General features: G+C 64.0%; 11 protein-coding genes and 1 riboswitch. Of the genes, 7 read left to right on the plus strand and 4 right to left on the minus strand.

The window, feature by feature from the left end; genetic code table 11:
- Nucleotides 1-151: 151 nt before the first annotated feature.
- Nucleotides 152-1,363, plus strand: coding sequence for an NADP-dependent isocitrate dehydrogenase (locus IVB46_RS09695; protein ID WP_231142293.1), 1,212 nt, complete (start codon nucleotides 152-154; stop codon nucleotides 1,361-1,363).
- A gap of 98 nt (nucleotides 1,364-1,461) precedes the next feature.
- Complete coding sequence (locus IVB46_RS09700) at nucleotides 1,462-2,004, plus strand: DUF3455 domain-containing protein (RefSeq protein ID WP_247309321.1); 543 nt, start codon at nucleotides 1,462-1,464, stop codon at nucleotides 2,002-2,004.
- A gap of 4 nt (nucleotides 2,005-2,008) precedes the next feature.
- On the opposite strand, the gene IVB46_RS09705 is transcribed toward IVB46_RS09700, so the two are convergent.
- Together IVB46_RS09705 and alaS are read right to left on the minus strand one after the other, a co-directional pair.
- The gene (locus IVB46_RS09705; RefSeq protein ID WP_247309319.1) at nucleotides 2,009-3,235 is read right to left on the minus strand and encodes a cyclic nucleotide-gated ion channel; all 1,227 of its coding nucleotides are present in this window, start codon (nucleotides 3,233-3,235) and stop codon (nucleotides 2,009-2,011) included.
- A 6-nt stretch (nucleotides 3,236-3,241) separates the two neighbouring features.
- Nucleotides 3,242-5,920 carry an alanine--tRNA ligase gene (alaS, locus tag IVB46_RS09710; RefSeq protein WP_247309317.1) on the minus strand — a complete coding sequence of 893 codons (2,679 nt, stop codon included), beginning with the start codon at nucleotides 5,918-5,920 and terminating at the stop codon, nucleotides 3,242-3,244.
- Nucleotides 5,921-6,153: 233 nt separating this feature from the next.
- Nucleotides 6,154-6,242, plus strand: a riboswitch (glycine riboswitch).
- A 145-nt stretch (nucleotides 6,243-6,387) separates the two neighbouring features.
- Between alaS and gcvT the strand changes: the two genes are divergently transcribed.
- From gcvT to gcvP, 3 genes are all read left to right on the plus strand, one after another.
- A complete protein-coding gene (gene gcvT, locus IVB46_RS09715) occupies nucleotides 6,388-7,536 on the plus strand; it encodes a glycine cleavage system aminomethyltransferase GcvT (RefSeq protein ID WP_247309602.1) in 1,149 nt (382 codons plus the stop codon).
- Between the two features lie 11 nt (nucleotides 7,537-7,547).
- Complete coding sequence (gcvH, locus tag IVB46_RS09720; RefSeq protein WP_247309315.1) at nucleotides 7,548-7,916, plus strand: glycine cleavage system protein GcvH; 369 nt, start codon at nucleotides 7,548-7,550, stop codon at nucleotides 7,914-7,916.
- A gap of 180 nt (nucleotides 7,917-8,096) precedes the next feature.
- On the plus strand, nucleotides 8,097-10,964 hold the full coding sequence (gene gcvP, locus IVB46_RS09725) for an aminomethyl-transferring glycine dehydrogenase (RefSeq protein ID WP_247309599.1): 2,868 nt from the start codon (nucleotides 8,097-8,099) through the stop codon (nucleotides 10,962-10,964).
- 153 nt (nucleotides 10,965-11,117) lie between these two features.
- On the opposite strand, the gene IVB46_RS09730 is transcribed toward gcvP, so the two are convergent.
- Entirely contained in the window at nucleotides 11,118-12,113 is a 996-nt protein-coding gene (locus IVB46_RS09730; RefSeq protein WP_247309312.1) for a hypothetical protein, read from the minus strand.
- Nucleotides 12,114-12,211: 98 nt separating this feature from the next.
- Nucleotides 12,212-13,300, minus strand: a complete 1,089-nt coding sequence (gene recA, locus IVB46_RS09735; protein ID WP_247309311.1) for a recombinase RecA — start codon at nucleotides 13,298-13,300, stop codon at nucleotides 12,212-12,214.
- 754 nt (nucleotides 13,301-14,054) lie between these two features.
- Between recA and IVB46_RS09740 the strand changes: the two genes are divergently transcribed.
- Both IVB46_RS09740 and IVB46_RS09745 read left to right on the plus strand, forming a co-directional pair.
- Entirely contained in the window at nucleotides 14,055-14,222 is a 168-nt protein-coding gene (locus IVB46_RS09740) for a hypothetical protein (protein WP_247309309.1), read from the plus strand.
- A 1,412-nt stretch (nucleotides 14,223-15,634) separates the two neighbouring features.
- Nucleotides 15,635-16,648: a glycosyltransferase family 2 protein gene (locus tag IVB46_RS09745; RefSeq protein WP_063982345.1), complete on the plus strand. Its 1,014-nt coding sequence runs from the start codon at nucleotides 15,635-15,637 to the stop codon at nucleotides 16,646-16,648.
- The last annotated feature ends 1,003 nt before the right edge of the window (nucleotides 16,649-17,651 follow it).

Below are 17,651 nucleotides of genomic sequence, written 5' to 3' on the forward strand. Positions count from 1 at the left end.
CGGCACGACCCGCCCCGCCCCCCATCTGGGCAAGCTGGATGAGCTAAAAGTGCATAATCCCTTGGCTTTCGCCCGCTGCAGTCCGGTGCTAAGAGGCGGCGGATATTCCCGTGGCGCGCCAAAGCGCCGTTCCCAAGAGGCTTCCCCGATCATGGCAAAAATCAAGGTGTCCAACCCCGTCGTCGAACTCGATGGCGACGAGATGACCCGGATCATCTGGCAGTACATCAAGGACAAGCTGATCAACCCGTACCTTGATGTCGAGCTGCTGTATTTCGACCTGGGCATGGAGTACCGCGACGAGACCAACGATCAGGTCACCATCGACGCCGCCGAAGCCATCAAGAAGGTCGGCGTCGGCGTCAAGTGCGCCACCATCACCCCGGACGAGGCCCGGGTGAAGGAGTTCAACCTCAAGCAGATGTGGAAGTCGCCGAACGGCACCATCCGCAACATCCTCGGCGGCGTGATCTTCCGCGAGCCGATCATCTGCAAGAACGTGCCGCGCCTGGTTCCCGGCTGGACCAAGCCAATCATCATCGGCCGCCACGCCTATGGCGACCAGTACCGCGCCACCGACATCAAGTTCCCGGGCAAGGGCACGCTGTCGATGAAGTTCGTCGGCGAGGACGGCACCGTCATCGAGAAGGAAGTGTTCAAGGCGCCCGGCGCCGGTGTCGCCATGGAGATGTACAATCTCGACGACTCCATCATCGACTTCGCCCGCGCCTCGCTGAACTACGGCCTGCTGCGCAACTACCCGGTCTACCTCTCGACCAAGAACACCATCCTCAAGGTCTATGACGGCCGCTTCAAGGACATCTTCCAGGACATCTACGACCGCGAGTTCAAAAAGGAATTCGAGGCCAAGGGCCTGACCTACGAGCACCGCCTGATCGACGACATGGTGGCCTCGGCGCTGAAATGGTCCGGCGGCTATGTCTGGGCCTGTAAGAACTACGACGGCGACGTGCAGTCCGATACGGTCGCGCAGGGCTACGGCTCGCTCGGCCTGATGACCTCGGTGCTGCTCACCCCCGACGGCAAGACCGTGGAAGCCGAAGCCGCCCACGGCACGGTGACCCGCCACTACCGCGAGCACCAGAAGGGCAAGGAGACCTCGACCAACTCGATCGCGTCGATTTTCGCCTGGACCCGCGGCCTGTCGCATCGCGCCAAGCTCGACAACAATGCCGAGCTCGCCAAGTTCGCGAGCACCCTGGAGAAGGTCTGCGTCGACACCGTCGAGGAAGGCTACATGACCAAGGACCTCGCGCTCCTGGTCGGCGCCGACCAGCGCTGGCTCTCGACCACCGGCTTCCTCGACAAGGTCGCGGAGAACCTCACGAAAGCGTTGGCGTAAGCCCGCGCATTATTTTCGTCTGATCGGGGTTAGACATCATTACGGGCCGCGCTTGGGCGCGGCCCATTCATTTTGACACCGTTGCGCGGAGGCTACCCATGTCCATCGTCAAGTTCGCTGTCCCCTGCCTGATGCTGCTGGCTGCCCTGGCCGGGCCGGCCGCCGCCGAGCCCGAACCGGCTGAGGCCCCCCGCGGGCAACTGAAACTCAGCCTGCCGGAGGCCATTCGCGCGCCCGGCGAGACCGTCGTGCTCAGCGTCCATGCCGAAGGCGCGCAGGTCTATGACTGCAAGGCAGCCGCCGACGGCAAGCTTGCCTGGGCCTTCCGCGAGCCGGTGGCGACGCTGCTCGCCGAGGGCAAGACCGTCGGCCGCCACTATGCCGGCCCGAACTGGGAACTCGCCGACGGCAGCGCCGTGGCCGGCAAGGCCATCGGCAACGCGCCGGGCGCAACCGCCGCCGATATCCCCTGGCTCAAGCTGGAGGTCGCCTCCCGCCGCGGCAGCGGCATCCTGACGCCGGTCACCACCGTCCAGCGCATCAACACCCACGGCGGCAAGCTCGACGGCGCATGCGACAAGGCCGGCGAATTCAAAAGCGCGCCCTACTCGGCCGACTACATTTTCCTGAAGAAGGGCTGACCGCCTAGCGGTCGGTGTCGTCGCGCTCCGCCTGCGCCAATTCTGCCGCCGCAAGATCGCCGGTCTCCTCGAGCCGTGCCTTCGCGGTCTGGTGGACGTGGGCGGCGAGCGTCGGCATGCGCTCGATCAGCGCGTGAAAATCCTGGGCGTCGAGCACCAACAGCCGCGTCTTGCGTGTCGCGGTCACCGTGCCGCTGCGCTTTGTCTTATGCAGCAGCGCGATCTCGCCGAAGAAGGTGCCGTCGGTGAGCCGCACCTGCTGGCTCGGCAGCGCGATCTCGACCTCGCCCGCAGTGATGAAATACATCGAGGAAGCGGCGTCCCCTCGCCGCACCAGAACCTCGCCCTGCTCGATGGTGCGGGCCCGGAGCAGCCGCATGATGTCGGCGATCTCCGCGGCCGAAAGATGCGAGAACAGCGGCACCCGCGCCAGCATGCCCCAGGTCACCACGAAATCGCGCCGCCTCACCTCCTCGGCGAAGGCGGTCGAGATGATCGCGACCGGCAGCGCGATCATGGCAAAGCCTGAGATGATCGCGAACACCGAGATGAATTTACCGAGCGGCGTCACCGGCACGACGTCGCCATAGCCGACGGTGCCGAGCGTCACGATTGCCCACCACATCGCGTCCGGAATGGTGCCGAGCTTGCTGGGCTGCACATCACGCTCGATGGCGTAGAGCAGCGAGGCGAAGGTCAGTACCACACCGATCAGGATGACGATGCAGCCGATCAGCGCTCGCCGCTCGGCATGGATGGCCGCGAGCAGCGAGCGCATCGCCGGCGAATAACGGATCAGCTTGAAGAACGGCAGCACGCCGAGCCCAGCCAGCGTCGCGTGCCGGCCGGTGGCCAGCACGATCGCGGCCGGCAGGAACGCCATGAGGTCGATGATGCCGAGCGCGGAGAAGGCATAAGAGAGCCGGTCGGACAGCGCGGAGCCGTTGCGCTGGGTGTGCCCCGCAACGGTCCACAGCCGCGCCAGATATTCGAGCGCGAACACGATGACGGCGAGGACGGCGACCGCGCTGAACAGCATGTCGAACCGCGCGTCGAGCTCCGGCACCGAGGCGAGGATCATCGCGACCACGTCGAGCACGATGACGCTGATGATCACCTGGATGAAGCGCGACCCGATCGAGTAGGCGAGCGGATCGTGCTCCAGCAATTCGTACAGGCGATCCCTTAGGTTGGGATCGGCCGAGCCACGTCCTCGCGGAACGAGGCGCATGGCCGTTTACGCGCCTGCCATCGCTTTTTCGATCGCCGCGAGCGCCTCGGGCGCCTTGGCGCCATCGGGACCGCCAGCCTGCGCCATGTCGGGCCGGCCGCCGCCGCCCTTGCCGCCGAGCGCCTCGGAGGCGACGCGCACCAGGTTCACGGCATTGAAGCGCGCGGTGAGATCGGCGGTGACGCCGACCACGATCCCGGCCTTGCCGTCTTCGGTGACGCCGACGATGGCGACCACGCCGGAGCCGATCTGCTTCTTGCCGTCGTCCGCAAGGCTCTTGAGATCCTTCATCTCGATGCCCTCGACCGCGCGCGCCATCAGCTTGACGTCGCCGATTTCGCGCACGCCTGCGGCTGCGCCGTTCCCGACGGATGTACCGCCGCCCATCGCGAGCTTCTTGCGGGCGTCAGAGAGCTCGCGCTCGAGCTTCTTGCGCTCCTCCATCAGCGCTGTGATGCGCGCCGGAACGTCGTCGATCGAGGTGCGCAGCTCGTTGGCCGCGGTCTTCGCCAGCGCCATGGTCTCGTTGGCGTGCCTGCGCGCATAGTTGCCGGTCAGCGCCTCGATGCGGCGCACGCCGGAGGCCACCGCGCTCTCGCCGGTCAGCGTGATCAGGCCGATGTCGCCGGTGCGCTTCACATGGGTGCCGCCGCAGAGCTCGACCGACCAGCCGAGCGCGTTGGCACCGCGCTCCCGCGCGGTCCTGCCCATCGAGACGACACGGACCTCGTCGCCGTATTTCTCGCCGAACAGGGCGCGCGCGCCGGCCTCGCGCGCTTCATCGACTCCCATCACGCGTGTCGTGACTTCGTCGTTCTCCAGCACCACGTCGTTGGCGATGTCCTCGACGCGGGCGAGCTCTTCCGCCGTGATCGGCTTCGGATGCACGAAGTCGAAGCGCAGGCGGTCGGGCGCGACCATCGAGCCGCGCTGGGCGATGTGGTCGCCGAGCACCTGGCGCAGCGCCTCGTGGATGAGATGCGTCGCCGAATGATGCGCGCGGATCGAGGAACGCCTGCCGTGATCGACCTCGAGCTGCAGCGCGGTGCCGAGCTTCAGCTCGCCGCTTTCCACCGTGCCGACGTGAACGAAGAGATCGCCGAGCTTCTTCTGCGTGTCGGTAACGCGGAACTTGATGCCGCCCTCGCCGCTGAGCACGCCGGTGTCGCCGACCTGGCCGCCGGATTCCGCGTAGAACGGCGTCTGGTTGAGCACGATCGCGCCGGTCTCGCCGGCCTTGAGGCTCGCGGTTTCCTGTCCGTCCTTCACCAGCGTGGAGACCACGCCTTCGGCGCTCTCGGTCTCATAGCCCAGGAATTCGGTGGCCCCGAGCTTCTCGCGCAGCGGGAACCAGATCGCTTCGGAAGCCGCCTCGCCCGAACCCTTCCAGGACTCGCGCGCCTTGGCCTTCTGGCGCTCCATCGCGTCGGTGAAGGAGGCCTGGTCGACGCCGATGCCGCGCGACTTCAGCGCGTCCTGCGTCAGATCCAGCGGGAAGCCGTAGGTGTCGTACAGCGTGAAGGCGACGTCGCCGTCGAACATGTCGCCTTTCTTCAGAGACGCGCTCTTCTCGTCGAGGATGGCAAGGCCGCGCACCAGCGTCTTGCGGAAGCGGGTCTCTTCCAGCCGCAGCGTTTCCTCGATCAGGTTCTCCGCGCGCATCAGGTCGGGATAGGCCTGGCCCATCTCGCGCACCAGCGCCCAGACCAGCCGATGCATCAGCGGCTCTTTGGCACCCAGCAGCTGCGCATGGCGCATCGCGCGGCGCATGATCCGGCGCAGCACGTAGCCGCGGCCCTCGTTCGAGGGCAGCACGCCGTCGGAGACGAGGAACGCCGAGGAGCGCAGATGGTCGGCGATGACGCGGAACGAGGCGACCGTCTGCTCGTTCGGCCCGCTGCCAAGCGCGGACGCGGTCGCGTCGATCAGATGGCGGAACAGGTCGGTCTCGAACACGCTGTCGACGCCCTGCATGATGCAGGCCATGCGCTCCAGCCCCATGCCGGTGTCGATCGAGGGACGCGGCAGATCCACGCGCTCCTCCTTCGTCACCTGCTCGTACTGCATGAACACGAGATTCCAGAATTCCAGGAATCGGTCGCCGTCCTCTTCCGGCGAGCCCGGAGGTCCGCCCCAGATGTGATCGCCGCGGTCGATGAAGATCTCCGAGCACGGGCCGCACGGCCCGGTGTCGCCCATCGCCCAGAAATTGTCCGAGGTCGGGATGCGGATGATGCGGTCGTCGGAGAAGCCCGCGATCTTCTTCCACAGGCCGGCCGCCTCGTCGTCGGTGTGGTAGACGGTGACGAGCAGCTTGTCTTTCTTGAGCCCGAACTCCCGCGTGATCAGGGTCCAGGCCAGCTCGATCGCGCGCTCCTTGAAATAGTCGCCGAACGAGAAATTGCCGAGCATCTCAAAGAAGGTGAGATGGCGCGCGGTGTAGCCGACATTGTCGAGGTCGTTGTGCTTGCCGCCGGCGCGCACGCATTTCTGCGACGTGGTGGCGCGCTGATAGGGCCGCTTCTCGACGCCGGTGAAGACGTTCTTGAACTGCACCATGCCGGCATTGGTGAACATCAACGTCGGATCGTTGCGCGGCACCAATGGCGAGGAGGACACGATCTCGTGGCCGTTCTCGGCAAAGAAGTTCAGAAAGGTCGACCTGATCTCGTTGACGCCGCTCATGTTCATCCAATCGGGTGTGCTTGGACCCGCGATACGCCATCCAAACCGGGCATTTGGGCTGATATCTGCGGGTCAAAGCGCTTTTAGACAAGGCCAGCTGCGCTGTCCAGAAACTGTGCAAGGAGATCAGTGAGTTGCCGCAGGCGCGCAATCCCGTTTGCAATCCCGTTGAAAGCCGCCAGGTGCGCGTTGACAGGCTTGGCCGGCCTGTGGTCTGTACCCATCTGTATCGTACGGCCACGTCGGGAGAGACCGGCTTTGGTGCCGGCGCCGAAGGAGCAACCGCCCCGGAAACTCTCAGGCAAAAGGACCGCGTGGCTTTGACGACATCTGGAAAGAGGCGCCGACGGGCATAAGACCCGGACTGCGTCCGCCGACGGGATAATACTCTCAGGCACAGCGACAGATGGGGCTTCGACTGGTTGCTACCGGGGAATCGTCCCCGGGGAACCGCCGAGGGCCCCGTGATGCTTGCGCGCGACGACCAAGATTCCCTCAAACGTACGCCCCTTCACGGGCTTCATGTCTCCCTCGGCGGCAAGATGGTGCCGTTCGCGGGCTATGACATGCCCGTGCAGTACCCCGCGGGGGTCCTGAAAGAGCACCTCCATACCCGCTCCTCCGCGGGCCTGTTCGACGTCTCCCACATGGGCCAGCTCGCGCTTCGGCCGAAGTTGGGCAAGGTCGAGGACGCCGCCCGCGCGCTGGAGCGGCTGGTGCCGCAGGATATCGTGGCGATTGCCCCGGGACGGCAGCGCTATGCCCAGTTCACCAATCCGGACGGCGGCATTCTCGACGATCTGATGGTCGCCAATTTCGGCGATCACCTGTTCCTGGTCGTCAACGCCGCCTGCAAGGAAGCGGACGAGGCGCATCTGCGCGCGCATCTCTCGGACGACTGCATCATCGATTCGCTTCAAGACCGCGCCCTGATCGCGCTGCAGGGCCCGAAGGCAGAAGCCGCGCTGGCGAAATTGTGTGCAGAGGCCCCCTCCATGAAGTTCATGGACGCCGGCCCGCACAAGGTTGCCGGTCTCGATTGCTTCGTCTCGCGCTCCGGCTACACCGGCGAGGACGGGTTCGAGATTTCGGTCCCCGCGGCCGATGCCGAGCGCCTCGCCAAAACGCTGCTGGACAATCCCGATGTGATGCCGATCGGCTTAGGGGCCCGCGACAGCCTGCGGCTGGAAGGCGGGCTCTGCCTCTACGGCCACGACATCGACACCGCCACCACGCCGGTCGAGGCCGCGCTGGAATGGTCGGTGCAGAAGAGCCGCCGCAGCGGCGGCGCCCGCGCCGGCGGTTTTCCCGGCGCCGACAATATCCTCGCCCATTTTGACAACGGCGCGAGCCGCCGCCGGGTCGGCCTGCGCACGGATGGCCGCGCGCCGGTGCGCGAGGGCGCGCTGCTGTTTGCGGATGAAGCGGGCGGCGAGCCGATCGGAAAGGTCACCTCGGGCGGTTTCGGCCCGAGCCTGAACGCGCCGGTCGCGATGGGCTACGTGCCCACGGCATCGAGCGCGCTCGATACAAAACTCTTCGCCGAAGTGCGCGGCCAGCGGCTGCCGCTCACCGTCGCCGCCATGCCTTTCGTGAAAAACACCTACAAACGCTGAGGACTGAGAAAATGACCACGACGCTGTACACCTCCGACCACGAATGGCTGGCCATCGACGGCGACGTCGCCACCGTCGGCATCACCGACTATGCGCAGTCCCAGCTCGGCGACGTCGTGTTCGTCGAGCTGCCCAAAGCCGGCCGTGCCCTGAAGAAGGCGGAAGCCGCCGCCGTCGTGGAATCGGTGAAGGCCGCCTCCGACGTCTACGCGCCTGTTACGGGCGAAGTGCTCGAGACCAACGACGCGCTCGCCGCCGAGCCGGCGCTGGTGAACTCGGACGCGCAAGGCAAGGCGTGGTTCTTCAAGATCAAAATTGCCGACAAGAGCGAGCTAGGCGGCCTCATGGATGAGGCCGCCTACAAGGCACATACGGCGTGAGATGAAGCGAACTCTGACCTCATATTCGGTGTCATCACCCGCCTTGTGCGCACTGCGCACTGGGGCGGGTGATCCAGTACGCCGCGGCTTCTCGGCTCAAGCCGTGACGCCTGCGTTTACTGGATGCCCCGCCTTCGCGGGGCATGACGGCGACAGCGAAATCTAAAGCGAGGACCCATGATGACCGCGCACCGCAAATCCAATGGCGACACCGCCGCCACCTTCGTTCGCCGCCACATCGGCCCGTCGGCGCGCGACGTCACCGCAATGCTGGAGGCCGTCGGCGCCAAGAGCGTCGACGCGCTGATGGCGGAGACGCTGCCGGCCTCGATCCGGCAGGCCGCCCCGCTCGATCTCGGCAAGCCCTTGAGCGAGACCGAGGCGATCGCGCATATGGCCGAGCTCGCGCGAGAGAACCAGGTCTTCACCTCGCTGATCGGCCAGGGCTATTCCGGCACGATCCTGCCTGCGGTGATCCAGCGCAACATTCTGGAGAGCCCGGCCTGGTACACCGCCTACACGCCCTACCAGCCCGAGATCAGCCAGGGCCGGCTGGAAGCGCTGCTCAACTTCCAGACCATGATCTGCGACCTCACCGGGCTCGACGTCGCCAACGCCTCGCTGCTCGACGAGGCGACCGCCGCGGCCGAAGCCATGGCGCTCGCCGAGCGCCACTCGCGGGTCGAAGCAAAAGCCTTCTTCGTCGACAAGGACGTGCATCCGCAGACGCTGGCGGTGATGCGCACCCGCGCCGAGCCGCTGGGCTGGACCCTGATCGTCGGCGATCCCCTCGCCGATCTCGACAAGGCCGACGTGCTCGGCGCACTGCTGCAATATCCGGGCTCCTCGGGCGCCGTGCGCGACCTCAGGCCCGCGATCGCGACGTTGAAGGCCAAGGGCGCGCTCGCGATCGTTGCCGCCGATCTCTTGGCCCTGACGCTGCTCGCCTCGCCCGGCGAGCTTGGCGCCGACATCGCGATCGGCTCGGCGCAGCGCTTTGGCGTGCCGATGGGTTATGGCGGCCCGCACGCGGCCTATATGGCGGTGCGCGATGCGCTGAAGCGCTCGCTGCCCGGCCGCATCGTCGGCCTCTCCGTGGACTCGCGCGGGATGCCGGCCTATCGCCTCGCGCTGCAGACCCGCGAGCAGCACATCCGCCGCGAGAAGGCGACCTCCAACATCTGCACCGCGCAGGTGCTGCTCGCCGTGATCGCCTCGATGTACGCGGTCTATCACGGCCCCGAGGGGCTTGCGCAGATCGCGCGCAACGTGCATCGCCGCGCCGCCGTGCTCGCCGCCGGCCTGCGCAAGCTCGGCTTCGCGCCGCAGTCGGATAGCTTCTTCGACACGCTCAGCGTGGACGCCGGTGCCAAGCGCGCCGAGATTGTCGCGCGCGCGGCCGCCGAGAAGGTCAACCTCGGCGTTGGCGAAACCGCGCTCCGCATCGCGCTCGACGAGACCACGACGCCGGCGACCGTCGAGGCGGTCTGGCGCGCGTTCGGCGGCACGCTTGTTTACGCCGAGATCGACGCGACCACGCGCGAAGCGCTGCCGGAGGCGCTGAAGCGCGGGACCGCCTTCCTCACCCATCCCGTGTTCCACGCGCATCGCTCGGAAACCGAGATGCTGCGCTACATGCGCAAGCTCAGCGACCGCGATCTCGCGCTCGACCGCGCGATGATTCCGCTCGGCTCCTGCACCATGAAGCTGAACGCGACCACCGAGATGATGCCGCTGACCTGGCCGGAGTTCGGCAGCCTGCACCCGTTCGCCCCGCGCGAGCAGGCCAAGGGTTACCACGCACTGTTCGCGCGGCTTGAAAAATGGCTGTGCGATATCACCGGCTATGACGCGATCTCGCTGCAGCCGAATTCGGGCGCGCAAGGAGAGTATGCCGGGCTGCTCGCGATCCGCGGCTATCATGCCGCGCGCGGCGAGACGCACCGAAAAATCTGCCTGATCCCCTCCTCCGCCCACGGCACCAATCCGGCTTCGGCCGCGATGGTCGGCATGGACGTGGTGGTGGTCGCCTGCGAGAAGAACGGCGACGTCGACGTCAATGATCTCCGCGCCAAGGCAGAGAAGCACTCGAAGGATCTCGCCGCGGTGATGATCACCTATCCCTCGACGCATGGCGTGTTCGAGGAGCACATCCGCGAGATCTGCGACATCGTCCACGGCCATGGCGGCCAGGTGTATCTGGACGGCGCCAACCTCAATGCGCAGGTCGGCCTGTCGCGGCCCGGCGATTACGGCGCCGACGTCAGCCATCTCAACCTGCACAAGACCTTCTGCATCCCGCATGGCGGCGGCGGCCCCGGCATGGGCCCGATCGGCGTCAAGGCGCATCTCGCGCCGTTCCTGCCTGGTCACCCGGCGACGCAAGCCGAAGCACCGGTCGGCCCGGTCTCGGCCGCACCGTTCGGCTCGGCGTCGATCCTGACCATCTCCTACATCTACATTCTGATGATGGGCGGCGACGGCCTGAAGCGCGCCACCGAGATCGCGATCCTCAACGCCAACTACATTGCCGCGCGCCTCGATGCGCACTTCCCGGTGCTCTACAAGAACGCGAAGGGCCGCGTCGCGCACGAGTGCATCGTCGATCCGCGCGCGTTGAAGACGACGTCAGGCGTCACCGTGGACGACATCGCAAAACGCCTGATCGATTACGGCTTCCATGCGCCGACCATGAGCTTCCCGGTGCCGGGTACGCTGATGATCGAGCCGACCGAGTCGGAATCCAAGGCGGAGCTGGACCGTTTCTGCGACGCCATGATCGCGATCCGGAAGGAGATCGCCGAGGTCGAGGCCGGCCGCTTCAAGATCGAGGCTTCGCCGCTGCGTCACGCCCCGCATACCGTGCACGACATCGCCGATGACAATTGGAATCGCGCCTACACCCGCGCCGAAGGCTGCTTCCCCGACGGCGTCTCGCGCACCGACAAATACTGGTGCCCGGTCGGTCGCGTCGACAACGTCTATGGCGACCGCAACCTGGTGTGCTCGTGCCCGCCGGTGAGCGATTACGCGGAAGCGGCGGAGTAAGGGATTCGTAGCTTCGTAGCGTGGGCAAAGCGACTTGTCCGCCGTAGCTCGAAGAGCGAAGGCGGAAGCGTGCCCACCACCTTTGTGCGCGTTGGAATATGGTGGGCACGGCGCTTGCGCGCCTTTGCCCACCCTACGGCCCCGAACGCACATCTAGGGTGCAACCAGCGAATTGTTCTGTCGGTCCCAACGCCACAGCCGTTCGTTGGTCAGAAGCGTTCCGCCCCACCAGCGTCTGATCGGGGTTTGACGGCGGAAATCCTCCCGGCCTTCAAGGACCGCTTCCCCAAATTCGGTGAGCGATGGCCGGCTTCGGCGAAAGGCGGCGTTGCGGCCTCGCGCATCGTGCGGGGCCAGCGTCGCGAGTTTCGGATCGAGACCCGTGATCACCGGCATTGGGCCGGACCCAAGCCCTTCGAGCAGCGGGCCCAATTCCCATTGATCGAACACGCGCGTTTGCAGCGGACCGTCCGGTTGAAACAGCTCCTTGGTACGGTTGTGCCCCCGCGCAATCAGGTCGAGAAGCCGCGCTTCCGTCGTACCTAGTCCGGTGATTGGTGATGGCAGTTCTGCCAGCAATTGTTCCATCGCAGGCTTCAGGAAGGGCAGCCTGGGGAAATCCCTGCCGAGCAATCCGAAACAGAGCTCCGGCGTTGGCGCCCGGTAGGCTTCCCAGGCCATGTTGGCGATCTCGAAGTCGCAGTCCGCGACTTCCAATTCCCGCACCATACGATCGCGAAGCTCTGTGCCGTCCGCTCCGCGCAGATCGAAATTGACACGTCGCAATCTCAGACGATCGGTGATCGATGGATGGGACCGCAAATAATCGAGGATCCAGATCAGTTGCAACTGACTATTGGGCTTAGGGTCGAACCACAGCTCGATGAGATCGACGCCATAGGTCTCGCAAAACCAAATCAGGCCTGTCTCCTTGTGGGCGAGACCGGTCTGAGGCAACCGGCCAACAAGATCGGACCAACGCACCTCCGGATCGCCTCTGACATAGCCTCCCGTCAGGTATTGCTCGAGGTGATGCGAGGTAGGCAGTGGCCCCGAAACGAAGCGAAAGATGAACGGGACGACCATGTCGGCGCGATCCGCATGGGCAAGACCGACGCCGGACGAACTGGTCAGGATCACACGCTTCATTGCCGACGCGCCCCACAAAACGAAACGGGCACTGACGACGTCGGCAACTCAACGTCCTCAGCGCCCGCTCCTCGCGAAAGTTCTTCGCTGTTCGAGGCTTACTCTTCCGCCGGCTCCTCGCCGTCGGCGTCGCGCTCGGGGGTGCCGGCGAGAATCTGCTCGGCAATCAGGCCGGAGTTCTGGCGGATCGAGGTTTCGATCTTGGCGGTGATGTCCGGGTTGGCCTTCAAAAACGCTTTCGAGTTCTCGCGACCCTGGCCGAGGCGCTGGCTGTCATAGGAGAACCAGGCGCCGGACTTTTCGACGATGCCGGCCTTGACGCCGAGATCGAGGATCTCGCCCATCTTGGAGACGCCTTCGCCGTACATGATGTCGAATTCGACCTGCTTGAACGGCGGCGCCAGCTTGTTCTTCACCACCTTGACGCGCGTGGTGTTGCCGACCACTTCGTCGCGCTCCTTGATCGCGCCGATGCGGCGGATGTCGAGGCGGACGGAGGCATAGAATTTCAGCGCGTTGCCGCCGGTCGTGGTTTCCGGCGAGCCGTACATCACACCGATCTTCATGCGGATCTGGTTGATGAAGATCACCATGGTGTTGGATTTGTTGATGGAGGCCGTCAGCTTGCGCAGCGCCTGGCTCATCAGACGGGCCTGGAGACCCGGCAGCGCATCGCCCATCTCGCCTTCGAGCTCGGCCTTCGGCACCAGAGCCGCGACCGAATCGACCACCAGCACGTCCACCGCACCCGAGCGCACCAGCGTGTCGCAGATTTCCAGCGCCTGTTCGCCCGTGTCCGGCTGCGAAATCAGGAGCTCGTCGATGTTGACGCCCAGCTTGCGCGCATAGACCGGGTCGAGCGCGTGCTCGGCGTCGATGAAGGCGCAGATTCCGCCCTTCTTCTGCGCTTCCGCCACCGTGTGCAGCGCCAGCGTGGTCTTGCCCGAGGATTCCGGCCCGTAGATTTCCACGACGCGCCCCTTCGGCAGACCACCGATCCCGAGCGCAATGTCGAGCCCGAGGGAACCCGAGGACACCGCCTCGACATCCATCGACCGGTCGTTCTTGCCGAGCTTCATCACCGAGCCCTTGCCGAACTGGCGCTCGATCTGGGAGAGCGCGGCGGCCAGAGCTTTACTCTTGTCCATGGAAGATCCTTCGACGATACGCAGGGCAGTGTTGGACATTGGGTCGTGCTCCTTATGGCGAGGATTCGCTAGAGGGACAAACGATTGGCGGGGCGGGCCGGCGATAAAAGTAATGTACCCTATTTGTTCCAAGTTCGCAATATGTTCTTTCGCGGATTTTGGCGCTGGCCTGTTTCTGGCGACATTGGCCTAGCTTGAAATGACACGTGGCCTGTTTTGTTCTTGGCAACCGTACGGTGTATTAACGGACGGAACACGCCGTCATATATTACCGAAATTTCCCGGTTTTGGCATAATCCGCATAGACGCTCGTTCCGGTTGAGCGCAAGGTTCCCTCTCAATCGCGAGGGAAACCTATGACCGACAGACTTATTCAGGCAGGCATTGTCACCGTCGGCACCGTAAACGCTGGCCTAATCGTCTGGCTGATCCTGATGATTTGAGGCCGCCGCAGTTGGCGGCCTCTTTCATTCGAAAACGCCTTTCTTATCGCGCCCTGTAACCTCTTCGACCAGACGCGAGACATCGGCATTTCGTTTTGCCTTACGTAAGAACAGCGCAAGATAATCCGACAAGTCTTGGTAACTGTCAGGTGACAGATTTTGGCGCTGGCCTGTTTCTGGCGACATTGGCCTGGTTTGAAATGACACGTGGCCTGTTTTGTTCTGGGCCAACCATGCGGTGTATCCGCGAGCGGAACGTCGCCGTCACAAATCCGCAATCCCCAGCGAATCTTTTGCGGTGTCTGGCCTGTCTGAGGATGGCGCCGCCAGTCGTTGAGGGAGTCTGGGTGATGACGGAAAACACGCAGCAGCAGGCGGACAGGCGCAATCGGCTATTGGAAGCCGCTACGCAGGAAATGATCAAATTCGAACAGAAGGAAAATGAGTTCCGCAGGCGAGATCGCGAGGAGCGCGCGGCGGAGCTTCGTCTGCCTCTGGATAAGATCAACGTCCACTGAGCGGCGCCGACAGTTTCACACGACTGTCATGGCACGTTCCTAGCATTGTCATGCGACGGGGGTCCGGCGCGCGGCTCTCCGTCCAACCTCGGCCTAGACCACCAGATGGGCGGAGAGCTCGCCGACCTCCCGAACCATCGCGGCACGCCCGACCCACAACGTCCTTTCATCCGGATATTCTGATGATCAGAAGATCGCGGCCGTTGCAGGCGGTGGCCCGATCCCCTCTCCCCTCTGAGGTGTCCCGCCGCGTGACATAAAACCTTGGCACAGGTTGTGCACACTCATCATCACCGGGGTTTTGCATCCACCTCTCCGGGGCTGGAAAGCCGCCGCCCGCGCGACATTTAAGCGGGCGGCGTTTTTATTAATGTCGCAGTCCGACAGTCCCGCTGTCCTAATTGGGACGGCACCCGGATTTGGTACTGGCCTGTTCCCGCCGGGGCTGAGCGCGCCCCCCTACGCAAAGCGCGCACAGCCGAGACCGGCTCGCACATGAGCGAGTGGCTGACATCGCCGGGGCTTCAACCGCCAAAGCCAGCCTAGAAGCAGACGACGCCTGAGCTATCGCGTTGCCGGCATAGATCCGGATGCGTCCCGGCGTGGTCATTCGCGTTGGCGGCACCAACGCTTGAGGATGAAGGTTTTCCCAATTCTGCGGGAGTCCCGATGAACCTTGGCACGGGACGTGCCGACATAACGATATCGGGATTTTGCAGTTTCCCTCCCGGGGCTGGTAAGCCGCCGTCCGCGCTTCATTTAAGCGGACGGCGTTCTTGCTTCTGAAGCCCAACAAGCAACCTGTCCTGACTTGATGTTCCGAGTGTCCTGATTGGGACAGCACCCGGGTTTGGGCGTCGGCTGTTTCCGACCTCACTGTCCGATTTTGAAACGAGCTGTGGCCGGATTTGAAGTCGTTCAATTGTCGCGAGGTGAGACAGCACGTCGCGGCAGGACGCAGTCACCCTCCACCTGTCACCGAGCGGCCCTTGGCAATCTACCGGTGATTGAAAACGCCATCACGCTCGCGCCTCGCTTCCCTCTTGGAAAGAAGCAACGCGGCAGAGCTTCGCGAAATCCTTCAGGCGCTCCGCAAGAAACTGAACCAACGCCGCCTCGATTGGCCGCCCCCGTCTTGATCCGGCACCGCGTTGGCGCGGCTGCTGCGGCGACAGAAACCGAGGGGAACCAGAACACTCTTTCACCAAGGCGGACAAGCGGCCGCTTCGAAACGTCGCGGCCTGCGGGAACAAAGTTCATGCGAATGGACGATGACCGCATCGAGATCGTCTCGCTAGCATTCACGCGCCTCGTTCGCTCGGTTCGATTCAAGATGTTCTGCGAACAGGCTCAAACCGAAGAAGGGTCTGCCACTTCCAGCCACGACCGCTTCGATCAACGAGGTACGATGAATGGATCAATTGTACGCCGAGCGGTTCGATAGCTCCCAGAGTTCGGAACACCGCCCATTCATTTCGGTGGCAATACCCACCTTCCGCCGACCGGAGATGGTGCGCCGTGCAATTGAAAGCGTGCTGCAGCAGGAGCACGCCGACTGGGAAATGGTGATCAGCGACGACGAAGGTCCGGAAGGCGCGACTTGGAGCATCCTGTCCGAGCACGCGCGGAGCGACCCGCGCATTCGCGTTATCGAGAACCACCGCGGCCGGGGCCAGGTTGAGAATACCAACAACGCGATGCTCGCATGTCGCGGCGACTGGATCAAAGTGCTGCACGACGACGACTGGCTCACGCCAGGATCGCTTGCGACTTTTGCGGAATTGGCGAGGACGTACCCCGCCGCTGCGTTCATGACCTCCACATCTCATCTCGTTCAGGACAGCGGCATAAGGTACCGGCGAGGACGCCAGGTTTATCTGTATTCGGGCCAGCAGTGCCTGGCGGATCTCTATCTGGCGGGCAAGACCCGATTGCTTGGGATTGTCCCGTCGACCCTGCTGATCAACGGCAAGGTCATCCGGGCCGGTTGCCTGATGCGAAACTACAAGTCGATCAGTTGGGGCGTGGACCAACTGTTCTTTCTCGATCTCGCCTGCCAGGGCGACATGGTGGCGATCGACGACGGTCTTGTGTTCTACGACACGACCAACCACGCGAGCATCACGGCATTGGGATCGTTCCCTCAGATCGACCAGGAGACCATCGAACTCAAGCACCTCGCCTGGAGCCTTCTGGAGGATAAGCGCGGACTTCCCGATCCTGAAACGATGGTGCGTGCATTGCGGGTTGCCCGGCTGCGCACACGGATCCGTCAGCAGCCCCTGAGCGCAACGATCCGCGATGCGCTTCAAATCTTGCGCCCCTCGGTTTTGAAGGCGGCCAACCTGGCGATCCGAGCCTGGGCGCGCGCACCGGGTGCGATTGCAACCTTACCGGGGATCGCTCATTGCACGGATTTCCTGTGAGCTCATTCGGCAGTCCCGGCGTCAGAGTTGCCACAGCTGCGTTTGAGACACCGAGATAGGTGACCAAAAATCAGTCCCTCCCAAAGCCGCTCCCGTCTCCCGATCCGGAGCGCACCGAGGAAGCCGGACGGGAGTATGCCGCGGCCCATCGGTCGCGGGAATTTTTGGCAATGCGGCGGACTTGACTGCCGCGCGCCCGCATAGACATCGGGCGCAGCTGTTTCGATGATCGCCAGGCCCTTGCGCTCTCGGTCGGAGATCATCCAACCGATGCCAGCCATCCGAATGAAAAAATCTGCCCTGCGAGGGTGCCGGTCAGGCAATACGCAAGTCTCCGTGGCCTGCCAATCGAAGACGATAAGGAAACCGTGCCGGCCTCGAGATGCATTTGCGTATGCGAATGCGGGGCAGGAAAATTTGGCAATTATGTGCTGAAACGAACAGAGGCGCGGTGAGGGTCGACTAAACTCGGATTCGCTTGGTCTTTGCCAAGGGCCAAGCATCCCCAAGCGGCCCCGGCCTTCACCCCTATCAAGCCCCACCGGCCGGGGCCGTCTTCAGGGACGAGCCTGTTTCCTGGCGTGGCAGCCTTTGATTTCGGGAGTGACGCGATTTGTGGCGCAGAACACAACCTGACGACGAATACCTGTGGTAGGATGCGACGCATTGCAACGCCAAGGGTCGTCAGCGCCCCGCGTGGGAACCGTATTAGGGTTGAGCTGTTGACCTGTTTCATAGATGGGCTCAATTATGATCGACGCTGCTAAATGCGAGGAACTCGCAAATCAATACAAGGTCCTCTCTCAAGCATCCGGGGTTTCGGCGGAGAGGGCCTTCCTGTTGAAGAACATCGCCCGGAGCCTCACTGGCGTGGCGAGCCAATTGGACAGGCTGGCCGCCCTGACGAGAGACGAAGCAAGGGTCACGCCGCCACAGCTGTAGGCGGACGCAAGGCGGATCCAGACCGTCCGTAAAAGCAACTATGATTGACCTGGTTTCAATG

This window comes from Bradyrhizobium sp. 61 (assembly GCF_023073075.1).
In the GTDB taxonomy this organism is placed as follows: Bacteria; Pseudomonadota; Alphaproteobacteria; order Rhizobiales; family Xanthobacteraceae; genus Bradyrhizobium; species Bradyrhizobium barranii.

Bases quoted from the DNA above. Each gene is read 5' to 3' on its own strand.
- IVB46_RS09695 (WP_231142293.1), top strand. From the start codon at position 152: ATGGCAAAAATCAAGGTGTCCAACCCCGTCGTCGAACTCGATGGCGAC.
- IVB46_RS09745 (WP_063982345.1), top strand. From the start codon at position 15,635: ATGGATCAATTGTACGCCGAGCGGTTCGATAGCTCCCAGAGTTCGGAA.
- gcvP (WP_247309599.1), top strand. From the start codon at position 8,097: ATGACCGCGCACCGCAAATCCAATGGCGACACCGCCGCCACCTTCGTT.
- IVB46_RS09730 (WP_247309312.1), bottom strand. From the start codon at position 12,113: ATGAAGCGTGTGATCCTGACCAGTTCGTCCGGCGTCGGTCTTGCCCAT.
- IVB46_RS09700 (WP_247309321.1), top strand. From the start codon at position 1,462: ATGTCCATCGTCAAGTTCGCTGTCCCCTGCCTGATGCTGCTGGCTGCC.
- gcvH (WP_247309315.1), top strand. From the start codon at position 7,548: ATGACCACGACGCTGTACACCTCCGACCACGAATGGCTGGCCATCGAC.
- alaS (WP_247309317.1), bottom strand. From the start codon at position 5,920: ATGAGCGGCGTCAACGAGATCAGGTCGACCTTTCTGAACTTCTTTGCC.
- IVB46_RS09705 (WP_247309319.1), bottom strand. From the start codon at position 3,235: ATGCGCCTCGTTCCGCGAGGACGTGGCTCGGCCGATCCCAACCTAAGG.
- recA (WP_247309311.1), bottom strand. From the start codon at position 13,300: ATGTCCAACACTGCCCTGCGTATCGTCGAAGGATCTTCCATGGACAAG.
- gcvT (WP_247309602.1), top strand. From the start codon at position 6,388: ATGCTTGCGCGCGACGACCAAGATTCCCTCAAACGTACGCCCCTTCAC.
- IVB46_RS09740 (WP_247309309.1), top strand. From the start codon at position 14,055: ATGACGGAAAACACGCAGCAGCAGGCGGACAGGCGCAATCGGCTATTG.